Below are 25,026 nucleotides of genomic sequence, written 5' to 3' on the forward strand. Positions count from 1 at the left end.
TAGCCAAAAAATGGTCGATATTGTAACTCAAAATACCTCATCCAGAGAAGTCTGGATACAACAACTTGCTGAAGCAATCACTAATCCAGATGAATTGCTGCAAATACTTAACCTAGAAAATCATCTTTTATCGAAAGAAGGCAGTGAGGCACGTAAATTATTTCCTTTACGCGTTCCAGTGCCCTTTATTTCCCGCATGAAAAAAGGTGATCCACTAGACCCTCTGCTATTGCAGGTATTAACTGCAAAAGCAGAGTTTGATATACATCCAGGTTTTTCTACTGACCCACTAGAAGAGCAGGATAATGAAATTCCAAGTTTACTGCATAAATACCACAACCGCGCATTACTGCTGGTAAAAGGTGGCTGCGCAGTCAACTGTCGCTACTGTTTTCGCCGGCATTTTCCTTACGAAGACAACAAAGGAAATAAAAATAACTGGTTGATGGCTGTGGATTATATAAAAAACCACACCGAACTCAATGAAATCATCTTCTCAGGTGGTGATCCGTTGATGGCAAAAGACCATGAACTTGATTGGCTCATCAGCCAATTAGAGGCGATTCCTCATATAAAACGCCTTAGAATTCATACTCGTTTGCCTGTGGTGATACCAGAACGCATTACAGATACGCTCTGTAAACGTCTTGCTAGCTCTAGGTTACAGGTCATTATGGTTACACACGTTAATCATGCTAACGAAATTGACGAGCCATTCACCAAGGCAATACAAAAACTAAAACTATCAGGTGTGACATTATTAAACCAAAGCGTATTACTGCGCCAAGTTAATGACAACGTGACGGCTCTGATGAATTTAAGTAATGCCTTATTTGATGCAGGTATTTTACCTTATTACTTACATGTATTAGATAAAGTTCAAGGCGCTGCGCACTTTTTAGTGAGTGATACCGAAGCTAGACAATTGATACAGCAATTACTGAGTAAGGTCTCTGGGTACCTTGTACCTAAGCTCGCTCGGGAAATAGGGGGAGAGCCAAGTAAAACACTGCTTGACCTTAACTTAAGACAGAACTAGAAAGCAAAACGCCCAAACAATTATTTGGGCGCTATGAATTCATTTTAGGGGCACTTATAAACTTGGCCAACCATTTTGCTATCTAATGGAATGAAGCTAGATAACACGGTTTCACTTGGACTTGATGCACCAAAAATCACGTTACCGCCCATCGCCGCTGCTTTATTACGTAAATCATTTGCTGCGCTGCGCATTGAGCTAGATTCATTGTTGACACCACTCAACCAGTTGCTTTGAGTCCCTGCAACCTGACCGAGAAGTTGGCAATCACTTCCAGGTTGATTCTCAACAAAACGAACTTGTGAGCCTGCCGCAGTCAAATTAGTTGTTGTTGAACAACCTGCTAAAAGCAATAATGCAGCAGCACCAAGCAAGACTTTAATTCGCATGTTTTCCCTCATTTTTCATTGTGTTTTTGCAGCTGGTTTGAAAATCTCTTTAGTTCCAATAGCCTACTAATTGAAATATCTAGGAGGTGATTAACATACAGCGTCATAATTGCCGCACATCACCAGCCGAATAGAGTCTACCACAAATTAATCAAGAACCTGCTCTATTCTTTGCTAATTCAAACCACTTACCTTACGTTAAATATAACCTGCGAAGCAACATTGACGCAAAAATAAATCATATAACGCATTAATTGTATCTTGTTTTGATATATTACCTTCATCAATAATTAATGGTTATTTATTAATTAAAAATCAATAAAAAAACCGGCACCGCTAGAAATATAACGATGCCGGTCTTATGGTGGGTAGCCCTAACCTAGTTAGTAACTACTTGAGCTTGATGTCGCCAACTGGCTTACATCATACCGCCCATTCCACCCATGCCGCCCATACCAGCAGCACCTAAGTCAGGTGCATCTGATTTTGGCAGATCAGTGATCATCGCTTCAGTTGTGATCATCAGACCTGCGATAGACGCTGCGAATTGCAGAGCAGAACGCGTTACTTTAGTTGGGTCTAAGATACCCATGTCGATCATATCGCCATAAGTGTCAGTCGCCGCGTTGTAACCTTCGTTACCTTTTGCTGCTTTCACGTTGTTAACAACAACAGAGGCTTCTTCACCTGCGTTAGTAACGATTTGACGCATTGGCGCTTCCATCGCACGCAGAGCAACACGAATACCTACGTTTTGTTCTTCGTTTTCACCAGTCAGTGCTTCCAGTTTCGCTGCAACGCGAACCAGTGCAGTACCACCACCAGCAACAACACCTTCTTCGACAGCGGCACGAGTTGCATGCAGAGCATCGTCAACACGAGCACGTTTTTCTTTCATTTCAACTTCAGTTGCTGCGCCCACTTTAATTACTGCGACACCGCCTGCTAATTTAGCAACGCGCTCTTGCAGTTTTTCACGGTCGTAATCTGAAGAAGATTCTTCGATTTGTTGACGAATTTGAGTAACACGGTTTGCAATCGCAGACTCTTCACCCACACCATCAATGATAGTGGTTGTGTCTTTGTTGATAACGATACGCTTTGCTTGACCTAAATCTTCTAATGTCGCTTTTTCTAACTCCATACCGATCTCTTCAGAGATAACAGTACCATTGGTCAGAATTGCGATATCTTGTAGCATTGCTTTACGACGGTCACCGAAGCCGGGTGCTTTAACCGCTGCAACTTTAACAATACCACGCATGGTGTTAACAACCAGAGTTGCCAGTGCTTCACCTTCAACATCTTCAGCGATGATTAACAGTGGTTTGCTTGCCTTAGCAACGCCTTCTAATACTGGCAGTAATTCACGGATGTTAGAAACTTTTTTGTCAACTAACAGGATGAATGGGTTTTCTAACTCAACAGCACCTGTTTCTGGTTTGTTGATGAAGTAAGGAGACAAGTAACCGCGGTCAAATTGCATACCTTCAACCACATCCAGCTCGTCTTCCAGACCAGTACCTTCTTCAACCGTGATAACGCCTTCTTTACCGACTTTATCCATCGCTTCCGCAATTAATTTACCCACGGTTTCGTCGGAGTTTGCAGAAATCGTACCAACCTGTGCGATTGATTTAGTGTCTGAACAAGGAACAGACAGTGCTTTCAGTTCTTCAACAGCAGCAAGAACTGCTTTGTCGATACCGCGTTTCAGGTCCATTGGGTTCATACCCGCAGCAACCGCTTTTAAGCCTTCAGTAATGATAGCTTGAGCAAGTACAGTTGCCGTTGTGGTACCGTCACCTGCAGCGTCGTTAGCTTTAGAAGCAACTTCTTTCACCATTTGTGCGCCCATGTTTTCGAATTTGTCTTCTAATTCGATTTCACGTGCAACTGAAACACCATCTTTGGTGATAACTGGTGAGCCAAAAGATTTATCTAAAACTACGTTACGGCCTTTAGGACCTAAAGTCACTTTTACTGCGTCTGCCAGAACATTCACACCACGAAGCATTTTCGTACGTGCATCACTACCAAATTTAACGTCTTTAGCTGCCATTATCTCTTTCCTTCAAATTCTTTTCGTTCGTTGAGAAGTTTTAAGTGAAAATTACGCTTCAACAATTGCCAGAATGTCACTTTCGGACATAATCAGGACTTCTTCATTGTCGATTTTTTCAGCTTTCACGCCATAACCATCGTTAAAGATTACGATATCGCCAACTTTCACATCCAGTGCTTTGATTTCACCATTTTCGAGGATGCGGCCGTTGCCAACTGCAAGAACTTCACCACGAGTTGATTTGCTTGCAGCAGTACCCGTCAGAACGATCCCGCCTGCAGATTTTGATTCAACTTCTTTACGTTTAACGATAACACGGTCATGCAATGGACGAATTTTCATTAATAGTTCTCCTATAAATAAAGTCCATACTAGGTAAAAGGACGATACCAGCATGTCTTAAATAAACTAGTACCATGTTTGAGCAGATTGGGGCGAAGAAGAGGGACTTCAAGGGGGGAGATAAAAAATTTTTCATTTTTATCTCCCCATAAATAGGATGGTTTTATGGTTTAGGGCGATCGTCTTTATCTGACGAATCTGTTTTATCTGAATTATCGATTGTAAAAGAAGGATCGTCTTGCTTACGTTGGAATTCCCCCTCAAAAGTATCGCCACGTTGAAAGCCGCCATTTCCCGTTTGGTTAAAACCAGCACCTGGTTGGTAGAAACGAATATGAGGAATTAAGCGCATTACAATAAGCTTTTGAATTGGCGGTAGTAATAACAGTAAACCAATAAAATCCGTAAAGAACCCAGGCACAATCAACAAGAAACCCGCTAAGACCAATGCAACGCTCTTGATCATTTCAGCTGCAGGGCTTTCACCTGATGCTAACTTTTGTTGGATTTGCAGTACATTTTTCATACCTTGATTTTTCACAAGTGACACACCTAAGCAGGATGTCAAAACGACTAAAATTAACGTCATTAAAACACCAACTTCAGATGCAACCCGCACAAAAATGACGGATTCAATGTAAACGAGAATACATATCAGAATGAGTGGTAACCAGCGCACAAGTTCTCCTTTATTTCAATAAGCTATCGATTATTTTACGCCCCTAGGGAAACCTTTGTGAACTGCATCTAAGAGACAACTATCAATATTCGCTTTTTTCTTTAGTATAGCCATAATAATTGGGGCAGATATAACGCTTTTCAACTCACGGATTTTTTTCATTAATGGTACTTATCTGTGATGAATATCACACAACGTGAAATCTGTTGCATAAATCAAACTATATAGTGATCTAGGTTCAAGGCAATAGATGATTAAAAGCATATCATCTACCCATAAATCAGTAGATCATAATGCTGACAACGTAGTAGACGGTGTTAATTGCTTGTAAAGTTTTACTTTGCAATATTAATCACCTGTGAATTTTGTTTTACGAAGTATCGATTTTTAAAGCGCATAAACGGACAGTAACTGTAATCTAATTAAGAAGGTTCTCATGTCAAACAATACTCGTATCGAAGAAGACCTGTTAGGTAAAAAAGAAGTTCCAGCTGATGCCTATTATGGTGTTCATACTCTGCGTGCGATTGAAAACTTTTATATCAGCGACCGCACCATTAACGATGTCCCAGAATTTATTCGCGGCATGGTTATGGTTAAAAAAGCGGCGGCTTTAGCCAACAAAGAACAGCACACTATTCCACGTAATATCGCGGATACCATCATCAAAGCGTGTGACGTTGTTCTAAATGAAGGCAAATGCATGGACCAATTCCCGGTTGACGTATTCCAAGGTGGTGCGGGCACATCACTGAACATGAATACCAACGAGGTTCTAGCAAACATCGGTCTTGAACTGATGGGTCATAAAAAAGGTGAGTATGAATTCTTAAATCCAAATGACCACCTGAACAAAAGTCAATCCACTAACGATGCATACCCTACAGGGTTCCGTATCGCAGTGTATAATTCTATATTGAAGTTAATTGAGTCTGTTGAATACCTGAAAAAAGGCTTTGAAGCTAAAGCTGAAGAATACAAAGACATTCTGAAAATGGGTCGTACCCAGCTGCAGGATGCCGTTCCAATGACTGTCGGCCAAGAATTCCATGCTTTCGCTACTCTCTTAAAAGAAGAAGAGAAAAACTTAAAACGCAGCATTGAATTACTGCTCGAAGTTAACTTGGGCGCAACTGCTATTGGTACAGGCCTGAATACTGCTCCTGGTTACTCAGAACTTGCAGTTAAAAAATTAGCAGAAGTAACTGGTTTACCATGCGTTCCAGCAGAAGACTTAATCGAAGCAACCTCTGACTGTGGTGCTTACATCACTGTTCATGCAGGCTTAAAACGTCTAGCGATGAAACTGTCTAAAATTTGTAACGACTTACGTCTGCTATCTTCAGGTCCTCGTGCTGGCCTTAAAGAAATCAACTTACCTGAGTTACAAGCTGGTTCGTCTATCATGCCAGCAAAAGTTAACCCTGTTATTCCTGAAGTCGTCAACCAAGCATGTTTCAAAGTTATTGGTAATGATATCTGTGTAACGATGGCTGCTGAAGCAGGTCAATTACAATTAAATGTAATGGAACCAGCGATTGGCCAAGCGATGTTCGAGTCTATCTCTCTGATGAGCAACGCATGTCGTAACCTGCAAGAAAAATGCATTAGCGGCATTACTGTGAACAAAGAAATCTGTGAAGCATTTGTATTTAACTCCATCGGTATCGTCACTTATCTGAACCCATTCATTGGTCACCATAATGGTGATATCGTGGGTAAAATCTGTGCTGAAACCGGTAAGAGCGTACGCGAAGTTGTTTTAGAACGCGGTTTACTGACTGAAGCAGAACTGGATGATATTTTCTCTGTTGAGAACTTAAAACACCCAGCTTATAAAGCAAAACGCTTTGATGACTAAAAATTTATGTTTATCATAAATAATACTTAAAAATAAAGGCACGCCTCTCAACAGAAAGCGTGCCTTTTTTGATTAATACACACACAAATAATTAACATAACAGTTTCATAATTTTAATTTTCATTTTGTCGAGGAGTAAACACTATGTTAGCCGTAGAATTTATTATTGTTCTGCTGGCCATCTTTTTGGGGGCCCGTTTAGGTGGGATAGGTATCGGCTTTGCCGGTGGCCTTGGTGTACTGGTACTCGCAGCTATTGGCGTAAAACCAGGAACCATTCCATTTGACGTTATCTCAATTATCATGGCTGTTATTGCCGCTATCTCTGCAATGCAAATTGCTGGAGGTCTGGACTATTTAGTTGCCCAAACCGAAAAATTACTGCGTCGTAATCCTAAGTACATCACCATCCTTGCACCTATTGTTACCTACTTTCTGACACTTTTCGCAGGGACAGGTAATATCTCGTTAGCAACACTGCCTGTTATTGCAGAAGTCGCTAAAGAACAGGGAGTGAAACCTTGTCGTCCATTATCGACTGCGGTCGTTGCAGCACAGATAGGTATTACAGCATCACCAATTTCTGCGGCAGTGGTTTACATGGCATCCGTCATGGAAAACCCAGCAATGGTGGGTGCAGGTAACACAGTCAGCTATATTTCGCTTCTAAGTGTTCTATTACCTGCGACATTCCTTGCTATCATTTTGATGTCATTCATCATCTCTTGGACGTTTAACTCTAAATTATCTGATGACCCTATCTACCAAAAACGTTTAGCTGAAGGTTTAGTTGAACTGCGTGGTAGCCAAGTTAAAGAAATCAAAGCGGGAGCTAAGTCTTCTGTACTGCTGTTCTTGCTTGGGGTTGTTGGCGTTGTCTGCTATGCCATCATTAACAGCCCAAGCTTAGGGATTGTTGAAACACCATTAATGAACACCACAAATGCAATTTTGATTATCATGCTGACTGTGGCGACATTAATCACTATTTTCTGCCGTGTAAATACTGATGCTATCTTGAACTCAAGTACCTTTAAAGCAGGTATGAGCGCATGTATTTGTATTTTAGGTGTGGCTTGGTTAGGTGATACTTTCGTACAGCACAACATTGACTGGATCAAAGAAACTGCGGGGGATTTAATTCATGAACATTCTTGGATGTTAGCAGTTATATTCTTCTTCTGCTCCGCTTTACTATACTCACAAGCCGCAACAGCGAAAGCTCTGATGCCAATGGCATTAGCGCTGAATGTTAGCCCATTAACTGCTATCGCATCATTCTCTGCGGTTTCTGGCCTATTTATTCTGCCTACCTACCCAACACTGGTTGCAGCAGTACAGATGGATGACACAGGGACAACGCGTATTGGCCGATTCGTCTTTAACCACCCATTCTTTATTCCAGGCACTATCGCTGTCGCATTAGCTGTTTCATTCGGCTTCTTATTTGGCGGTATGATCCTATAGTTTATATTAATTAAAATTAATCTTATACAGGCCCGTGCAAATAGCACGGGTTCTTTATACCTACCTATAACATATTATTTTTGTTATCCCATATAAAGTCACGTAGGCAATTATAAAAATACAATAACCATTTAGATAAAAAACTCAAACTATTTTTTAATAATATGCATTTAAATATATTACTTTAGATTATAAACAAATCAAAATAAGAATTTTTCTAATAATATATATTAAGGCTATAAATATAATTGTAACAAATAATGACTACAATTACGCAATAATAAGTTATCTCGTTTTTTTCCTTACAATTACTAGGTGGAATATAAATTCAATAACAAAATAAAAATAAATAAAAATTAGAATAAAGTTCTGATATTTATTCTTGAGCAGGTGGTAATGCTAAGCCATCTTTCTTGACACATGAATTGAAGGCACCAAAGATAGAAATAATCTATCAAAAATTTAAAATCAATCCGCCATAAATATTGGTAATCATTAACTCATCCTTGTTTAATAACACCCGAAAAATCTGATAATGATAATTTAATTACTCGGAGTAATACGAATTAAATATCAAGAACTTTTCAATAGCAAAAATAATTTATTTTAACAAGATTTATATATTTGGAGGAGGTATGCTAAATACTCAACGAAATAAAAACACAAATGTAACCGTTTATATTGGAACCTTTTTAAAGCACCGCAGAAAAGTGGTTGGTTTAACTGGTGCACAATTAGCTTCTCGCCTAAGAATCAGCCAGCAGCAAGTTTCCCGTTATGAAAGAGGTAAAAATGCCATTACTATCCAAGGTCTTTTGGACATTTTACAAGCTCTCGAATTGCGAAAACATGACATCGATGACTTTATGAAAAAAGTCTTTCAGTATTACTATATCGATGCAGCGTTAGAAGCTAAATTGATCAATTAAAGCCCGATATAAACCCATGAAGTTCGTTCCAGGGGGGTTCTTCCCCCTCCTGTGTGCTTAAAACTCCCCACTTTAAAATACCCATTCAATTTCTTATTTGATTTTATTTCACCTCAGAAACGGCGCCTCATGATAGCACTGCAAACCGCTATAATTCACAATTGAACATTGTTATGATGGAGAAAAATCAGACATTATTGTGATGGAGTTAACAATGCCTATCCAACGTGAAATTATTTTAAGTCATGCGTTAAATCAATTGGAAATCCAAGGGTTATCCGCATCTACAGAAAATTTACTCAGCGAAATTGAATCTGATTTCTCTACTATTCGGCAGTTTTGGCCAGACGATGAAGCTCTTGTTTATGATTGCTTGCGCTATCATAGCCAGCAAATTGAAGTATGGCAGCGCCAAACCTTGCTAGATGAATCCCTAAACCCGCAACAAAAATTAATGGCTCGTTACCAACAATTGTCTGAAAAAGTCAGTGAAGGGCGTTTTCCGGGCTGTTTATTCATTTCTGCATGTAATTATTATCCAGATGCAGAACACCCTATCCACCAATTAAGCCGCCTACAAAAAGATAATTCGTTTCATTTCACAAAAAGCCTATTAGATGAGCTAGATATTGAAGACTCGGAATTAGTTGCTAACCAAATGGAATTAGTGCTCGAAGGCTGTTTAAACCGCTTATTAGTACAAAGGGACATTCAAGATGTCGAGATTGCACAACACCTTTCTGAGGATATCCTGACAATCGCACTGTGCCGTAAAAAAGGAGCGTTAAGCTAAAAAACCAATTAACGCATACTAAACACACACCTTTTGTTGAAAAAGAAAACACTCAGTAAAAAAAAGTGTTTTTTTATTAAAAATGCATTGACGCAAACGGCTGAATACGGTTTAATGCGCCCCGTTGCCCGGATAGCTCAGTCGGTAGAGCAGGGGATTGAAAATCCCCGTGTCCTTGGTTCGATTCCGAGTCCGGGCACCACTATTTAAAGAACCCGCCCAAAAGGCGGCTTTTTGCTTTTGTATTTTCAAACACTCATACTTAGCTAACTAGGCTAAAGACACGGAATGGCCTTTACTCTCCTCTAAACACCTATTTCTCTATACTCTCTGTTTGCAAGCTATGAGTAATAAGCCTATAAACAGAATATAGATATAAAAATAACCACAAGCCAAAGTTAATTAACTTAACTTATGCCAAATAATTAGGGAGGAACAGGAAAAAACCAAACGCTAGGGCTTATAACTAGATTATTATTCTCACCCTTTTCTCATTTCATCCATTAAACGGCCATTAATCACTCTTATTACGTGTATTTGCTGGCCTATTGTCTCATTTAGGAACCTAAAAATAAGTTTTTATATTAATAGTTATTCAAATAAACCATTAAAAAACCATAATATCATTTTTTATTCCCATCTATTGAGCTAAAAAAATAATCAAATACAATATTAAACAATAAATAATAATAATTTGTAATGAGAATGTAACCAAGCCTTAATGCAATAAAGTCAACTAAACCTTACCGAGCAATTCACAGCCAATGCTTAACATACTGTTAAATAATAAAAATAGCTCTCAAAAATAAAAAGAAAAAACTATATGTTTAAAATAAGACTCTGCATATGAATCTGAAATAAGTGACTTAATATTATTTTTAATTAAGGAATACCTTATATTCTAAAATTTTTTTTTTGCCATAATTTACTCTTAAAGATAAACATAGTTTTATGAATCAATGATACTAGGGTCAAGTTTCCACATGAAAAAGAAAAAAAATACAACTTATTATATCAGCCAGCTAGTTGGTAAATGCCTACAAGAATACCGACAAGAGTTAGGTGTTAGCTGTGAGAGCATTGCAAAAGAGCTAGGTATTAGCCAACAGCAATTATCCCGTTATGAACGAGGTGAAAATGCATTAACCGTAGATGTATTGTTTAAATTTATTCTTATACTCGGTATTAACTTCCCAGATTTTTACCATAGGCTATTCTATATCGTTAGCCATCATCCTAAACTTTCACACCATATCACTAATTTAAATGGTTTTGGTTGGGAATTAGATGATTTGAAAGACTATTATAATTCAGCAATTGTCTAACCTTTGGCATAAAGAAATATTGTTTAATTTGTTTATTTTATATTATTATGAAAATTATGGAGTTTGCCTATAATCGATGAGAACAGCACTATGCCTACCCCTTCTCCGACTGCATTTTCAAGGATAACTCGCACATCAGGACGCACAAACAGCATACTCACTGTCGCCTTCCCTCTGTTGTTTATCCTAATAGCAACATTATTTTGGAGCGCAGAACGCATTGTCCAACAAGAAACTAAGCGGTTAGAAGTCGATTTTAGGTCACTAATAGGCTATATCAATGAGCAAGAGAAATTTTTAAGATCGTTAAATAAGCAAAACCAAGACCTATCAGAGCTAGTTGAAAGCCGAACTTATGCAATACAAGAGCAATCACTACCAACCAAACTATCATTACACCTACTCGAAGGTAAAGAATCTTTAGTCGCAATGCCATTCACGCTAGCTTGTGATAAAAGTTTAGAATGCACCAAAGTGCCCAGCATATTATTTTCTCTGGGGGCTTATTTAGCTGATTATTATTCCACGTTTTGGGGGGGATCCTATTTCCCAGCAGCCGCTGTATTTTTTGTCAATGAGCACGACCAAATTAGTATTAGTGTGCCTTCTGTTGGCACTGTGTTAGGAAATGAATCGATATCTCCAAATTTATATTATTCCGTTATTGATAACGTCAGGAAAAATTTACCTGCTATCCATGCCCAGTTTTCAGAATCGCAACCAACTGACTTAAAACAAATTATTTGGCTACGCCCAGTGCCTTTTGATAATATTCTCATCGGGATTATTCCAGCCGGTTTTGATGAACATTTATGGCAAAATGCTCATATTTCCCCTAAAAATATTTATGCGGTCAGTATGTTAAGCCAAGCTAGGTTAAGTGTGCTGGAACGAATGTTAAACCCCACACTCACACATCAATTTTGGCTAATTCATACAAAATATGGTCAGTTACTTGGCACAACCCAAGCGCCTGAGGAAGAAGCATTAGAAGGTATTTTTTATACCAAAGATGGCCTAGTTCTTAAGCTTTCATCTAAAACTGACGAATGGACTGGATATTATAGAATTAGTTATGCTGCTTTTTTTGAAGACAACCTGTGGTTTCCTATCAGCTTAGTTATTGCACTTTTCTTTAGTTTATTTTGTGGATGGGGATACCACCGCTGGTACCAGCGAAAAATCTTACAACCTGCAATAGACTCCCAACAAGCCATTTTAGAAAATGAAGCATTCAACCAAGCGCTTATCGCAACAACACCTATCGGCTTATGTGTAATAGATAAAGAAACCCAGCAGTTACGCTTCGCGAATGAGTTAGCTCGTTACTGGCTAAAAATAACCAATACAGCACCCCCCCACGACTCAAATGAATATAATGAATTACTCATCAAGGTTCTTTCTGACACAGAACACGTTAAAACAACTTTAAAATCAGGGGAGCATGTCCTCTATGTTGTGAGTACAGCAACTTATTACCAACAGCGTCCTGTTATTTTATGTGCATTTACTGATATTACCATCCAAGCAGAAACTGAAAAACAACTTGATGATGCTAAGCGGCTTGCAGAAGAAGCCAACCGAGCTAAATCAACATTTTTAGCAACAATGAGCCATGAAATACGAACCCCACTTTATGGCCTAATCGGCACGTTAGAATTACTCGCAAATACTTCTCTTTCATCTCAACAAGCTCATTTTATTGAGAGAATATCAACAACGTCCCAATTACTTATGCAATTAATTGGCGATATTTTAGATATTAGTAAAATAGAAGCTAATCAAATTCAAATCCATAATCAGCCATTTGATTTATTAGAGTTAGTACAACAAACTGTTCAATTATATCAAGGTATTGCTCAGCAAAAAGGGTTACTCCTATTTGCTACTATTGACCCAAGTGTACAAGCAAATAGAATTGGTGACTCTGCTAGACTGCAACAAATCTTAGGTAATTTACTCAGTAATGCAATTAAATTTACCCACAAGGGTACGGTTACTATTGAACTTAAAAGAAGTAATAATAATATATTAATACGTGTCAGTGATACCGGTGTAGGAATTAGCCCTGAACAACAAATAAAATTATTTGAGCCATTTTATCAAGCTCATTCAGAAATTCATGCCTATGGCGGTACTGGCTTAGGCCTATTTATTTGCTCTAAACTTATCAAATTGATGGATGGGCAAATAAGCTTACAAAGTGAAACTGGGGTTGGTAGCTCGTTTCTCGTAACACTACCTTTAGCTCTCGATATACAGCAACCACATTGGCTGCCGCTAAAAAACACCAATATATGGTTACAAACCCCAAACCCATTATTGACTGAAAATATAACGCAATGGCTAAAACGGTGGGGAGCTAATGTTTATTTCACAGAAAATAGCCTCCCCATAGATACCTCATCCGTTATTGCTGTCGGCATATTAATTCCATCGTTTCCTCTGCCGACTCATTGGGATGGACAACAATGGGTAAGCCCTGAGATGAATTTTCGACTATCCGAATTAAATCAGCAGTTATTCTTACTACAAAATAATAAAGAACAGTTACCCCTTATTTGTCCAACATCTCGTATACAAACTCATATGCATAAATATCCGCTTCGCGTTTTAATTGCTGAAGATAACCCCATTAACCAAGTTGTTCTACAAGAGCAGCTTGAATTACTCGGTTGTAAGGTATTTATTGCCAATGATGGTGAAGAAGCATTGGTAATTTGGGATAACGAAATTGTCGATATCATCCTTACAGACGTTAATATGCCTTATCGTAATGGTTATGAGCTTGCACAACAGCTACGCAGTGAAGGCGAAACATGTCCAATTATTGGTGTTACTGCGAATGGATTAAAAGAAGAAGAAGAGCGATGTCTAGAATCTGGAATGGATTCATGGCTTGTAAAACCTATAGAGCTAGAAACCTTAATTCAATTATTCAACCGTTTATTCCCGATTTACTCCTCCTCAACTTTAGAAACGGCAACCCTAAAAATGATTAACCCACTAAATGGAGAGGATAGAGAAAAAATTATTCATCATTTTATTACCGATATTGCTCAATTTTGCCGAGCTGTCGAAGATAATAATACTGATGAAATAAAGCAGTTATCCCACCGTATCCGTGGCGCATTAATTAGTGTTGAACAACGTGAATTAGCTAATGAGCTTCGTGAGTTTGAGGCAACATTAGATTCACAGGCATCAACACACATTGATACTCAGGTTAACCAGAATATTTGCAATCAATTAGCTAATTGGATAAAAAAAATCAGTCAAATAAATGGTGTGTAAGGCAATAACTGATTAACGCTTGATTATTATCAACACCCAATTTACGCATTGCGGCATTTTTCTGTAAGCTGATAGTTTTATCACTGCGGTTTAATTGCTTAGCAATATCAACAATAGGCTTACCTTGAACAAAAAGTCGCAATACCTCAAGTTCACGAGGTGATAATGTCTTTACCCTATCATTTAATGTTATCGCATTACGGCTTTTTAATGTCGTTGTCATATCTGCAACAGGAATACGATATTGGCGGCCTTGCCCCGCTAATGTGATAGCCTTCATCAGGTCGCTTAATGGTGCCTCTTTTGACACCACCGCGCTCACCCCTGAATCATATAACATTTGTATAATCATTGGGTTAGAAACCATCGTTAATACAATCACAGCAATATTTGGGTATTGACGACGTAAAAATTGAATATAATTCTGGCCATCGCTAGATTGGGTATTATTAGGCATCATATAATCAGTTACGATCACATCAACCTCATTTTTTTTCAAAAAAGAAAATAGTTCAGCATCCTGAGTGTAGGCACCTAAAATTTCTAAATTCATTGATTGAGAAAGTGTATCTTTCAAACCTGAAAGCACAATGGGATGATCATCAACTAATACTAATTTGAGTTTTTTCATTTAATAATACTCAGCATCAGAATATGTATATTCAATATAACACCATAGAAAAAATGTCAATTAACACTCTTAATATGAAACAACAACTCGAACTGTTTTAGAAAACGGACCTGAAGCGATGGTGCTACCTGCTATCTTGCTTAATGTCGCAGTAAAAGGGACACTAATCGGTGATTGTGGCATGATTTCGCCAATACTGTAACTTTCATTATAGTTAATATCAGTTGAATTACGGGTTAATAGTGTTTGTAATCCATTACCCATATCGAGATATTTTCCGCCTAGCACCGTATTATTATTTGGTTCAAAACGAACTGATATATTCAGCCCTGTCTCGCAGTCCTGTGGCACTGACATACCTAAATTAAAAGTTCGGCTAACCACATCTCCCGCATTCATTTGTTTAGGTGAAATCGTGTCAAAGTTTACACTCCCCCCATTAGAAGCCGTAATATTCACCGCCGGCGCAGGGCAGAGTAAGGTTAAGTTACCTTTAATTCGCACATAAGTTGGTCCACCTAAATCCTTGCCTAAATAATCCACATGAGTTCCTAATAAAAATAACCCAGTATCAAAAGGTTTAAGAGCATTAGCCCCCTTATAAACATAGAAGTTATACATGAAAGCAATATTACGTGTAATTCCTGTCTCTGGTTGACTCCAATACCCTAAATAAATATTTGGAACAGTTGGATTAGTTATCGTTACTGGATTAGGCGATGAAATTGCATTTTGTTGTGTCACACTGACACCACTATTAATCAACAATGTTTTAATTGCATTCGGCATTGTATTTTTAAAGTAAACAGCATTAGTTGTACTTGATGAACCAGTAAACTCACATCTCATTGATATATATGAGCTCATTGCTGATGTCAATAAGGTACCATTTGGAATTGAAGCACTACTATTTGCAATATCAAAGGTTAATTCTTGTTCTATAGATGTAGCTCCTGAACTCGGCACACAATTATTAACAGCAGCTACTGATTGAAAACTGAGCAAAAATAAAGATAATATAGCGAATGCATTTATTTTTTTCAAAATTAACATAACTTACCTCTTATCCTTTTCATTTGACAAGGAACAAGTTGTATTACATGTATATTTCAATAAGTTTGGTGTCCCATAATCATCAATATAAGTCACAATCATTTTTGGTGATTTCACTTGTTTATCTGATAGTAAATATGTTGCATTGCTATTTGGCTTCACAACAATTTCTTTAAAATCAGGAACTTTAGATTCATTATCATTAACATTAATCACAACAATGTGATAGGGAGTCGGGTTAGTTAATTTTAATGATTTTCCCACTTTCTCCGCTTTCAACTCTTTTTGCCAATCATTATTAGGGTATTTTTTCAATTCACTCGGGCGATAAAATAATTTAAAACGTGATTGAATAACAATTTCAACTGCATTTTCTAGCTTAGTTTTCGGTGGAATACCCAAGACATTAAAATAAAATAATGACTCTTGGTTGTTCGGTATTTTCACATCATTTTTTGATAAACTAATTCTAACCTGCTTCTTTTGATTTGCTTCAACACGTTGTAATAAAGGCAAAGCAATCAGTGGTTCTGAAATTTTTTCGCCATTTTCATTTTCGATCCATGACTGGACTAAATAAGGATCTTTTTTATCAATATTTTCAATCACAACGCTAACACCTTTACTTGCTTCATCATAAATAACGCGAGTACGGTCAACAGAAATTGATGCATGTGTGTATGTGCTAATTAAAATTAAAGCACTCATTATTAATTTAAGTTTTTTCATAATTTTCTATTCTTTATTACAGGTTATATTTTTACTGGTTAAATGACTTTGTTTACCTAGCATAATTCGACATGACTGGTCACCACTCCATTTAACTATTAATTGTTGGTCTGGCTGGAAGCCCGTTAAATAAACTTGCCCTTCCTCTGCAATCATTCCCAATACATTTTTATTATCAGAGCCGTAAACTAAAGCACCAAATGGAGGCGTATTGCCGTCAGGGAATTTAATTGTGACTAACGCTTTTTCACCCACTAATGTATTGAGTTTTGAATAACCAACCGCACCATCAGTTAAATTTGATTCAATCACGCTGTCATCAATGCTGACATTGTCTGGTACATTATTAAGATCCACATACTGGGTCGACCTATAATAGGTTGGAACATTACTAATTGCGGCTAAACCAAACCCATTCGTGACTGATTCATTTTTATTAATTGATACCCCTTTAGCCTTATCTGTATCAATAACCATACGAGCTTGGTTATCATAAACTCGTCGGTGTAAGACTGGGCCTTGACTGGTAATGGTCAAAGAGCCGTCTAGAGAACCACTTAATGTATGGTAGTCTTCGCCATAGGAACCCGTTAGTTGTGCAGTACCATATTGCGTGTCACGATAAACGGATGCATTCATTGTTGCATTTTCAAAAAAGTCTTTACTTGATAAACCTAAACTAACGTTATTATCATTAATTTTAGAATTGTAATTAATATTACTATTATATTTCTTATCAATATCATTATAAGAACTAAAGTATTGAATCCGAGAATTTCTTTCACCACCAAATGGGACGCTTAACGAAAGGTATGCTTGCTTAGAGCGCTTACCTTTTACGTAACTACTTTCACCGACCGATAATGATAAAATCGCATTATTTATAAAACTTGTGTTAATTGTTTTATTAAACGATAAATTAAGAGTATTGTTATTTTTTGATTCTTTCCAATAACTTTCCCGCGAGTAACTTAAACTTATATCAGCCTGTATATCAGGGAGTTGTTGTGTAAAAGAAGTCGTAAATACATTTTTCTGCCGATAATGTGGTGTTAACGGAGTTTCTTTTAAACTAATATAGTCATTCACTGACATAAAGCCTTCGTTAGAAAACTGATACCCTGTTAAATCCAGTCGACTCGAATTTGAAAAACGTTTTGCATAATTAATACGGTAACTTTCACCAGTATGTAAAAAGATATCCTGTAGTTGGTTTCTCGACTGTGTAATATCAAAAGATATTGCACCAAAGCGTTCCATATTTACCCCAACACCCGCATTATAGGCATGGTATTCATCATTAGAGGTTGCGAAAACACCACCAAAAATAGACAAATTGTTGAGGATCCCCCAAGAGGCTTCAGTTGATATAAAATCATCATTAATGTTTTTATATCCCATTGGGTCTAACCGACCTGCATTTAGTTTATATTGCACCATGCCTGGGCGTGTTAAAAATGGAATATTAGTCGAGGAAACTTGGTACTCACGTATAGAGCCGTCTTCCTCTGTAATTTTAACATCAAGAGCCCCCGATAAAGAGGAACTTAAATTATCAATTGAAAAAGGCCCTGGTGCCACTTTCATTTGATTCAAGATACGTCCATTTTGCGAGATAGTAACCGTCGCATTACTTGTCGCGGTTCCTGTGACACTCGGTGCATACCCTCTTAGAGAAGCCGGTAACATGTTCTCATCAGTAAAGACACTAACACCGTTAAAACGTACAGAATCAAATACATTGCTTACTGTATAATATTTACCCGCAAAAAATTTTGCAGATAAGCTAGGTAAATCTGTAAATAAATAAGTTTGTACCCATTTAAAATTATCATTTTTATTATCATTAAAATCTTTTTGGTATTGATAATTACTGCGGACACGCCAACGCCCTACATTCGCACCAACAGAACCGAATGAGCTAAAATTATTAATATCTCGAGTATTCTTATATTTAATATAGTTTTCAACAAGGTTGTAATCCAAGACGAGCGCATTAACCCCAACTTCCCGCTGCATAGGCGGAACCCAATTGTCATCAGAATACTGAAAGTAAGCTTGAGGTATTGAAAGCATTAACTCTTGCTTTTCATCATCGAATCTAGCCTGAATGTTTTGATCCTGTGATGTAAGATCATAACACTGACCATTTCCCCATGTAGGCACTTCTTTAATAAAATCTTCTTTTAACCCAATAACTTCTACTAAGCTTCTAGAAATACAAGGTTGTATCTTTTCATCTTTTTTTAAAAAATTTATTTGATCAAAATAATTAATTCTTCGACCATTTACCGATACATTAGAAAAATAAGAACCTTCACTAATTTTATTTTTCTCAAATGCACTTAGATCTATATTAGTATTACCCAAAATAGATAATGCGTCTTCATTAAATTGAACAGAATCCGCATTAACATAGTAAGTGTAAAACAATAAACTAGATACTAAACTAGTCACTATGTTTTTATTAAAATTGTTCTTTTTCATTAGCCGCAATATTCTATAATGGATTTATTGAATGAACTCATATAACTGAAAATGCTGTGAAGCAATTGCTATACACAGCATAATCAGCAAATATAAGATTTATTGTTTTTTTAATATTTTTATATTAATACTTATTGGTAATCTAAAACGTAAGCGACTGTAGATTTAACAGAACCGGCTGTAGCTGCACCTAATGCCTGCATACGAGCAGATAAATTAATAACATTTGTCCCTGCATTTAAGCTTTGCTCAACAGTATCATTTGTTTTTAAATTTGTTCCACTTGCATTTTGGAATAACACACCAACATTGGTAGCAGTACCAGTATTTGCCCATAAGGTGCCTGCAGCATCCATTTGGCCCGTGAATTTAACTGTTACCTTAGAATAATCAGTACCACTTGCAGTAGGGTCCAAAATACAATCTGTTAATTCTAATGTAAAATCAACATTTGGACCTTGTGAACCAGCTGTTTGTAATGATGCCGCTGGAACAGAACCTAATTGAACTTCTTTATTAACAGAAGAAGGTGCAATAGTACAAGCACCAGTATTCACTGTACCATTAAATTCAATAGTACCACTTCCTACATCCGCAGCGAATGAAGTTGATGCAGCAGTGAATGTTAATGCGATAATTGAAGATGCTAATAGCGTCTTTTTCATTTTAAACCCTTATTTCATGATATTATTAATATATACTAAGGAAATACCTTAGTTGGTACACAGCCATACCAATAGTATTATTGATATAACTAGAATTCAGTTAACTTTATTCATATCATTATTTTAATGACTTGAGATGTCCGATAACATGTGAAGTAATATAACTACTAACATGAACCGTAAATATAAGGAGATCCTTAAAACAAGCACTAACCTTCGTTTTTTTTATTTTTTGAATAAAAACCATGACTCAATAATGAATTATATTCAGAGGTCCAGCTATTTGATTGTTCTATATCTTCAAGGAAATAATGAACACTGACTTTAAGGAAGTCTGCAATCATAACTAATGAATCGATATCTATTCTGTTAATACCTCGTTCATAGCGAGAAAACTGTTGTTGACTAACATTCAAAGCCATTGCCACTTCAGTTCCCGTTAGCCCATACTCCCTTCTAAGCTTCTTTATTCTGCTCCCTACTATTTTGGCAATAGGATATCTAGCTGCCATTTTTATTTCCTTTCTGAAAAATACAAAGTAGATACTGAATAACATAAGAATAACTAACTGCGAGCAATACTAATTAAATAAAATAAAAATAACAAACTCACATACGAGTAATAAATAAAACCAAACATTAATTTTATTTATTAAAATCTCTGATTTTTGACTATTAATATATGATTTACCCTTAATATAAGTAAGGTTTATGAAACATTATCTAGCGAACTCGTCATTTTTCGGGTAAACACCATCACTAAATATAGTTACTTATCTCATATATTTTAAAAATACAGTTTTTTTATCTAAAAAATCTTCAATGTAAAATGTTATTAATTAACCTGACGTTAACATTTTCTTTTTAATGGAATTTTATATCCCCAAGATAGAGTGAAACATACATCTATAAAATAATAAGACTTAAAGCTATAAATGACTAAATTGATTGAAAGCATGAAAACAAAAAAGCCCATCATATTCAATATGATGAGCTTTCATGAAATAAAATGAGGTAACGTTAACGGTATGAAAATAATACATTTACAGTATTACTAAATTGTCCTGATTTAATTGGATCATTACTTTTATTCGATAATTCAGCAGTATATTGGTAGTTTCCAGGTCGTTGCTGAGAAATTTGACCTTTATAGTAATACTGGTCAAAGTTGATTTCCTGTCCTAAATTTTTATCCGTAATTGCAATTTGTAACCCATTGTCAAACATCAAATATTTTTTATTCACAACACCACTGTTACTTTGAAAAGCCACGCTAACTTCAAGTGCCGCTTCACAAGTAGAAATAGGCGTTAACGTGATATTAAAATTCTCTTTAACCGTTTTACCATTATTGAATTGCTCAGTAGTAAGCTCTTTAAAATCAACGACTTTATCGCTCATTGTTACTATCGGAGTGGGACAATAATTAACCAACTTCCCAACTAGACGGATAGTATATAAGTCTCCTATACGTTTCCCTACTCCATCTGTATGATAACCAATAACAAAATTTCCTGTATCAAAAGATTTTAGCTCACCATATCCTCTTTTTAGCGTAAACACATGCCATAACCCAATATTTTGCGTACCTACCCCCCAATAACCTACTTCTAAACGCGGTGTGTTCGGTGCCGTGATCTCAACAACCTTGCTAAGGCTATAAGAATGTTGATAAACCTGAATACCACTAGATAAGAGATATGCCTTAGTCTGGGCTGGCGTTTGGTTATAAAACCAAATCGTTCTATCAGCTACAGACCCCGAAAAATTACATTCCCATGCCATCATCGAGCGTCCACTGCCTAACTCAGTGCCTGTAGGAATAGGACCAGGAGTTGTATTCATATCAATCGATATCAAAGGTAGAGGAAACCAGGCATTCCCGCTGCCAGGTTTACAATTTACCCCCGCATAAGACGACGCTCCTGAGAGTAATAATAAAGACCCTAATATGCCTTTAATCAGTCTTTTCTTGTGATCTTTTTTTGTATGATTAAAGCTTTTCATTTATTTTTTCGCCTGTGGCAATAACTGGCAAGATTGTGATGAATCACATTGGTATTTATTAAATTTTAATCCGCCAAAGTCATCAATATAAGCAACCTCAAAACTGTTTAAAGATGCGTTTTTTAATGTGACAACTGCATCACTGAAAGGCGCAACAACAGTTTCTGGAAATTGGTTATCCTTGCTTCTATCCACATTAATATTCGTAACAATAATATTAAATGGTGTTGGATTAGTTAATTTTAAGCTTCCCCCTTGCTTAGCGACTTTAAGATCCTGTTGAAAATCTTTATCGGCAGATAATGGGTAATTAATTCCTTTTGGGCGATAGAACAGTTTCAACCGTGATTGGATGGTAAACTGCACCACATTCGCTTCTTTGCCTTGTGGTGGGATTCCAAGAACATTGAAATATAATAAACTTTCTCTATCTTGCGGTAAGGTGTTCAGCCCTTCCATATGCGTAATTTTAATTTGTTTTTTCTGTAGCGGCCCTATTTTCTGTAAAAAGGGTAGTGCCACTAAAGAGTTTGTTAATTTATCGCCTTTGGCGGTTTCTATCCATGTCTGCGCTAAAAATGATGATGTTTTATCTTGGTTATCAACAACTACACTCGTACCGCCATCCGCTTGATTCAAAATAATACGAGTCCGGTCAAGCCCTAATACTGCGTGGGCTTGCGTCATTACGCCAGATAATAAAACAACCGAAATTACCTTTTTAAAGAATGTCATTTTTCACCCATTTTTTCGTTATTTTACTGATTGCACATGATGGCATCACTGCTTTTTACCAGAATACTGTCGGCAGAGAAGCTGCATGACTTTCCTTCTCCCCAGTTGATACTTAACTGGTCGCCCATATTTAACCCTGTTAAGTAAACAATACCGGATTCTGCAATGATCCCAGAAACTTTATTATTCGAGGTATTTGTCACCACTGCGCCTAGTGGTGGGTATTGGCCATTCGCCAATTTAATCCGTGAAATTAATGATTTGCCGATGTCAGCATCCATTTTGATATAACCAATAGCGCCATCCGTCAGTGCCGTTTCTAAAACGTTATCTTCAACGTTAACAGTATCCGGCAAGTTGTTAACATCCACTTTATATTCCATATTGTAATAAGTCGGTACATTACTGATGGTCGCTAACCCAAGGTCATTGGTGATGGCATGGCTATTTTCAATGATGACACCTTTCGCTTTAGGGACATCAACCACTAAGCGAGATTGGTCACGATATGTTAATCGATGCGCGGAAATACCATGTTGAGTCGCTGTGATTGAACCACTCACCATAATACTCGCTGAATTCATTGAGTCGGATAATGCCCCACTCATTTGCAACTGCCCTGTATCACCACTGTGTGAAATAAACGCATTCACACTTCCTTGAGATAAACCGTCTTGAGTTGATGCTGTCAGGTTATAGTTTGTATCTTTATTCACATAATTACTGTAGTTGACATTATTAGTATAGCGCTTATCTTGATCACTATAAGAAGCAAAGTAAGAGATTGAGGCATTTTGGCTTTCAGTCTGTAATGGCCGACTTACCGATAAATAAATTTGATTATCTGTTTTATCACGGGAGTTACGCGATTGATTTAAAGATAAAGAAACGCTCCCTCCTTTCATAATTCCTTCATCAAAGAATTTATTTAATCCAATGCTAAAATAGTTATTTTGTTTGCCGTTCCAATAGGTTTTGCGTGATGCTGTAATATTCGCACTCGCATTCATAAAATGTAATTGCTGTGCATATGACAGTGAAAATACATGTTTATCTTTATCCAATTCACCTTGCGAGTTATCACTAAAGTTCTTTTCAACAAAATTAGATAATGAATTAAATGTACGGTCAGCAAAGCGGTAACCAGTTAAAGTTAATTGCCCATCAATACTCGGTAAATTTTTAGCGTAATTAATACGATAGCTCTTTCCTGTTTCTCTTGTACCCACATCGGCATATGATTGAGTTACATCAATAGAAAGAGCACCTAAGAAACCTAAGTTTTGACCAACACCAAGGTTGATTGCTCGATATTGATTGTTTGATGTAGCAACCAAGCCACCAAACACTGAAGTGTTGTTGAGAACCCCGATAGAACTTTCAACTGTTATAAAATTCTTATCGATATTTTCATTATTTTCTAGCGAAAGTTGCCCTAAATTCATGGTATAGCGCACTTGGCCTTTACGGGTCAAAAATGGAATATTCGTGGTAGTGTATTGGAACCTGGTTTCTTTACCATTATCTTCAATCACAGTAACATCAATTGTACCCATCACAGACTGGCTCAAATCTTTAATAACAAAAGGCCCTGCGGGTACTTTAATTTGGCTAATAATTCGCCCATTTTGAGATAAAGTCACGGTCGCATTCGATGCTGCAACACCAGTTATTTGCGGTGCATACCCTCGGAGGTTAGGTGGCATCATACTTTCGTCAGTAAAGACACTGATCCCTTTAAAGCGTACACTATCAAACAAATCAGATTTAATATAAATCTCGCCGACAAATAATTTTGCCGATAAACTCGCCATATCTCTGAATGCATAAATTTGCTCCCATTCAAAGCGGCTTTTTTTATCATTACTGCTGTCAACTAGCTTATTTTCATATTGATAATTCGCACGTAAACGCCACTCAGCAAGGTTAGCACCCACATTACCAAATGCGCTGAGGTTATTACGATTACCAGAATCTTTTCGGTAAAAATTATTATCACTAACCGTATAATCTAAAATTAAACCAGCAATACCGTAGTCACGTAGCTCAGGACTAATCCAAGATGAATACACCGCTACAAGGTATTTTTGTGGAATAGAGATTGTCAGAACTTGATCGCTGTCATTAAAATCGACAGTGACATTTTTATCCAACGCACTAATATTGATACAATGGTCTTCTTCCGAAGATAGTAATATTTCTTTTGCATCTTCAGTTAATGGAAAGCGTTTAATAACACTCGCTGTAATACAAGGTTCAATTATTCCATCATGGCTAATAAATTTAATTTTTTCGCCACGTAAAATTCTCTTTCCATTTAAAACAATATCTGTTTCATACAAACCTTCACTAAAGTTATTTTTTTCAAAATAGCTTAAGTCAATATTATCATCAACAGATAAATTCAGTGCATTTATATTAAATGTTTCTGCATTAGAGTATCCACCACATACAAGAAGTGAAATGATATAACAAATATTTTTTTTCTTAAAATACATGATTTCACTCTTTTAATTAAAAAATGCAGAGAAAATGC

The 25,026-nt window shown here is 36.8% G+C and carries 20 protein-coding genes and 1 tRNA gene; 8 read left to right on the top strand and 13 right to left on the bottom strand.

Annotation, left to right across the window (positions count from 1 at the left end; all coding sequences use genetic code 11):
- The first annotated feature begins 10 nt into the window (after positions 1–10).
- The gene (epmB, locus tag FVA69_RS17740) at positions 11–1,039 is read left to right on the top strand and encodes an EF-P beta-lysylation protein EpmB (protein ID WP_004908091.1); all 1,029 of its coding nucleotides are present in this window, start codon (positions 11–13) and stop codon (positions 1,037–1,039) included.
- A 44-nt stretch (positions 1,040–1,083) separates the two neighbouring features.
- On the opposite strand, the gene FVA69_RS17745 is transcribed toward epmB, so the two are convergent.
- The 4 genes from FVA69_RS17745 to FVA69_RS17760 form a co-directional block, all read right to left on the bottom strand.
- Complete coding sequence (locus tag FVA69_RS17745; RefSeq protein ID WP_004908089.1) at positions 1,084–1,428, bottom strand: DUF4156 domain-containing protein; 345 nt, start codon at positions 1,426–1,428, stop codon at positions 1,084–1,086.
- Between the two features lie 418 nt (positions 1,429–1,846).
- The gene (gene groL, locus FVA69_RS17750) at positions 1,847–3,490 is read right to left on the bottom strand and encodes a chaperonin GroEL (RefSeq protein ID WP_164529182.1); all 1,644 of its coding nucleotides are present in this window, start codon (positions 3,488–3,490) and stop codon (positions 1,847–1,849) included.
- Positions 3,491–3,541: 51 nt separating this feature from the next.
- Positions 3,542–3,835: a co-chaperone GroES gene (locus FVA69_RS17755; RefSeq protein ID WP_004908085.1), complete on the bottom strand. Its 294-nt coding sequence runs from the start codon at positions 3,833–3,835 to the stop codon at positions 3,542–3,544.
- Between the two features lie 163 nt (positions 3,836–3,998).
- Positions 3,999–4,514 (bottom strand): FxsA family protein, encoded by a 516-nt coding sequence (locus FVA69_RS17760; protein WP_004908083.1) that lies wholly within the window; start codon positions 4,512–4,514, stop codon positions 3,999–4,001.
- A 436-nt stretch (positions 4,515–4,950) separates the two neighbouring features.
- On the opposite strand from FVA69_RS17760, the gene aspA reads away from it, so the two are divergent.
- The 7 genes from aspA to FVA69_RS17795 all read left to right on the top strand — a co-directional run bounded on the left by aspA (position 4,951) and on the right by FVA69_RS17795 (position 14,183).
- Positions 4,951–6,375, top strand: a complete 1,425-nt coding sequence (gene aspA, locus FVA69_RS17765; RefSeq protein WP_004908081.1) for an aspartate ammonia-lyase — start codon at positions 4,951–4,953, stop codon at positions 6,373–6,375.
- Between the two features lie 144 nt (positions 6,376–6,519).
- The gene (locus tag FVA69_RS17770; RefSeq protein ID WP_004258703.1) at positions 6,520–7,842 is read left to right on the top strand and encodes an anaerobic C4-dicarboxylate transporter; all 1,323 of its coding nucleotides are present in this window, start codon (positions 6,520–6,522) and stop codon (positions 7,840–7,842) included.
- 635 nt (positions 7,843–8,477) lie between these two features.
- Positions 8,478–8,771: a helix-turn-helix domain-containing protein gene (locus tag FVA69_RS17775; protein ID WP_004908080.1), complete on the top strand. Its 294-nt coding sequence runs from the start codon at positions 8,478–8,480 to the stop codon at positions 8,769–8,771.
- 220 nt (positions 8,772–8,991) lie between these two features.
- Positions 8,992–9,564, top strand: coding sequence for a division control transcriptional repressor DicD (gene dicD, locus FVA69_RS17780; protein WP_411268619.1), 573 nt, complete (start codon positions 8,992–8,994; stop codon positions 9,562–9,564).
- A gap of 126 nt (positions 9,565–9,690) precedes the next feature.
- A tRNA-Phe gene (locus FVA69_RS17785) sits at positions 9,691–9,766 on the top strand.
- 781 nt (positions 9,767–10,547) lie between these two features.
- Positions 10,548–10,889: a helix-turn-helix domain-containing protein gene (locus tag FVA69_RS17790; RefSeq protein WP_164529183.1), complete on the top strand. Its 342-nt coding sequence runs from the start codon at positions 10,548–10,550 to the stop codon at positions 10,887–10,889.
- Positions 10,890–10,979: 90 nt separating this feature from the next.
- Positions 10,980–14,183, top strand: a complete 3,204-nt coding sequence (locus FVA69_RS17795) for an ATP-binding protein (protein WP_226538027.1) — start codon at positions 10,980–10,982, stop codon at positions 14,181–14,183.
- On the opposite strand, the gene FVA69_RS17800 is transcribed toward FVA69_RS17795, so the two are convergent.
- The 9 genes from FVA69_RS17800 to FVA69_RS17840 form a co-directional block, all read right to left on the bottom strand.
- Positions 14,161–14,814, bottom strand: a complete 654-nt coding sequence (locus FVA69_RS17800; protein ID WP_110731653.1) for a response regulator transcription factor — start codon at positions 14,812–14,814, stop codon at positions 14,161–14,163. The genes FVA69_RS17795 and FVA69_RS17800 overlap by 23 nt on opposite strands.
- A gap of 69 nt (positions 14,815–14,883) precedes the next feature.
- Entirely contained in the window at positions 14,884–15,867 is a 984-nt protein-coding gene (locus FVA69_RS17805; RefSeq protein ID WP_109912633.1) for a fimbrial protein, read from the bottom strand.
- A 3-nt stretch (positions 15,868–15,870) separates the two neighbouring features.
- Complete coding sequence (locus FVA69_RS17810; RefSeq protein ID WP_117162577.1) at positions 15,871–16,596, bottom strand: fimbrial biogenesis chaperone; 726 nt, start codon at positions 16,594–16,596, stop codon at positions 15,871–15,873.
- 6 nt (positions 16,597–16,602) lie between these two features.
- A complete protein-coding gene (locus FVA69_RS17815; RefSeq protein ID WP_109912635.1) occupies positions 16,603–19,083 on the bottom strand; it encodes a fimbria/pilus outer membrane usher protein in 2,481 nt (826 codons plus the stop codon).
- 131 nt (positions 19,084–19,214) lie between these two features.
- The gene (locus tag FVA69_RS17820; RefSeq protein WP_004907996.1) at positions 19,215–19,748 is read right to left on the bottom strand and encodes a fimbrial protein; all 534 of its coding nucleotides are present in this window, start codon (positions 19,746–19,748) and stop codon (positions 19,215–19,217) included.
- A 209-nt stretch (positions 19,749–19,957) separates the two neighbouring features.
- Positions 19,958–20,260 carry a helix-turn-helix domain-containing protein gene (locus FVA69_RS17825; protein ID WP_109912636.1) on the bottom strand — a complete coding sequence of 101 codons (303 nt, stop codon included), beginning with the start codon at positions 20,258–20,260 and terminating at the stop codon, positions 19,958–19,960.
- 508 nt (positions 20,261–20,768) lie between these two features.
- Positions 20,769–21,755 (bottom strand): fimbrial protein, encoded by a 987-nt coding sequence (locus FVA69_RS17830; protein ID WP_164529184.1) that lies wholly within the window; start codon positions 21,753–21,755, stop codon positions 20,769–20,771.
- Complete coding sequence (locus FVA69_RS17835) at positions 21,756–22,490, bottom strand: fimbrial biogenesis chaperone (protein ID WP_109912638.1); 735 nt, start codon at positions 22,488–22,490, stop codon at positions 21,756–21,758.
- A 23-nt stretch (positions 22,491–22,513) separates the two neighbouring features.
- Positions 22,514–24,988: a fimbria/pilus outer membrane usher protein gene (locus FVA69_RS17840; RefSeq protein ID WP_164529185.1), complete on the bottom strand. Its 2,475-nt coding sequence runs from the start codon at positions 24,986–24,988 to the stop codon at positions 22,514–22,516.
- Positions 24,989–25,026: the final 38 nt, after the last annotated feature.

It is taken from the genome of Providencia sp. PROV004 (assembly GCF_011045615.1).
In the GTDB taxonomy this organism is placed as follows: Bacteria; Pseudomonadota; Gammaproteobacteria; order Enterobacterales; family Enterobacteriaceae; genus Providencia; species Providencia rettgeri.

Coding starts and splice junctions, on each gene's coding strand:
- epmB (WP_004908091.1), top strand. CDS start 11: ATGGTCGATATTGTAACTCAAAATACCTCATCCAGAGAAGTCTGGATA.
- FVA69_RS17745 (WP_004908089.1), bottom strand. CDS start 1,428: ATGCGAATTAAAGTCTTGCTTGGTGCTGCTGCATTATTGCTTTTAGCA.
- groL (WP_164529182.1), bottom strand. CDS start 3,490: ATGGCAGCTAAAGACGTTAAATTTGGTAGTGATGCACGTACGAAAATG.
- FVA69_RS17755 (WP_004908085.1), bottom strand. CDS start 3,835: ATGAAAATTCGTCCATTGCATGACCGTGTTATCGTTAAACGTAAAGAA.
- aspA (WP_004908081.1), top strand. CDS start 4,951: ATGTCAAACAATACTCGTATCGAAGAAGACCTGTTAGGTAAAAAAGAA.
- FVA69_RS17770 (WP_004258703.1), top strand. CDS start 6,520: ATGTTAGCCGTAGAATTTATTATTGTTCTGCTGGCCATCTTTTTGGGG.
- FVA69_RS17775 (WP_004908080.1), top strand. CDS start 8,478: ATGCTAAATACTCAACGAAATAAAAACACAAATGTAACCGTTTATATT.
- FVA69_RS17790 (WP_164529183.1), top strand. CDS start 10,548: ATGAAAAAGAAAAAAAATACAACTTATTATATCAGCCAGCTAGTTGGT.
- FVA69_RS17795 (WP_226538027.1), top strand. CDS start 10,980: ATGCCTACCCCTTCTCCGACTGCATTTTCAAGGATAACTCGCACATCA.
- FVA69_RS17800 (WP_110731653.1), bottom strand. CDS start 14,814: ATGAAAAAACTCAAATTAGTATTAGTTGATGATCATCCCATTGTGCTT.
- FVA69_RS17805 (WP_109912633.1), bottom strand. CDS start 15,867: ATGTTAATTTTGAAAAAAATAAATGCATTCGCTATATTATCTTTATTT.
- FVA69_RS17810 (WP_117162577.1), bottom strand. CDS start 16,596: ATGAAAAAACTTAAATTAATAATGAGTGCTTTAATTTTAATTAGCACA.
- FVA69_RS17815 (WP_109912635.1), bottom strand. CDS start 19,083: ATGAAAAAGAACAATTTTAATAAAAACATAGTGACTAGTTTAGTATCT.
- FVA69_RS17820 (WP_004907996.1), bottom strand. CDS start 19,748: ATGAAAAAGACGCTATTAGCATCTTCAATTATCGCATTAACATTCACT.
- FVA69_RS17825 (WP_109912636.1), bottom strand. CDS start 20,260: ATGGCAGCTAGATATCCTATTGCCAAAATAGTAGGGAGCAGAATAAAG.
- FVA69_RS17830 (WP_164529184.1), bottom strand. CDS start 21,755: ATGAAAAGCTTTAATCATACAAAAAAAGATCACAAGAAAAGACTGATT.
- FVA69_RS17835 (WP_109912638.1), bottom strand. CDS start 22,490: ATGACATTCTTTAAAAAGGTAATTTCGGTTGTTTTATTATCTGGCGTA.
- FVA69_RS17840 (WP_164529185.1), bottom strand. CDS start 24,988: ATGTATTTTAAGAAAAAAAATATTTGTTATATCATTTCACTTCTTGTA.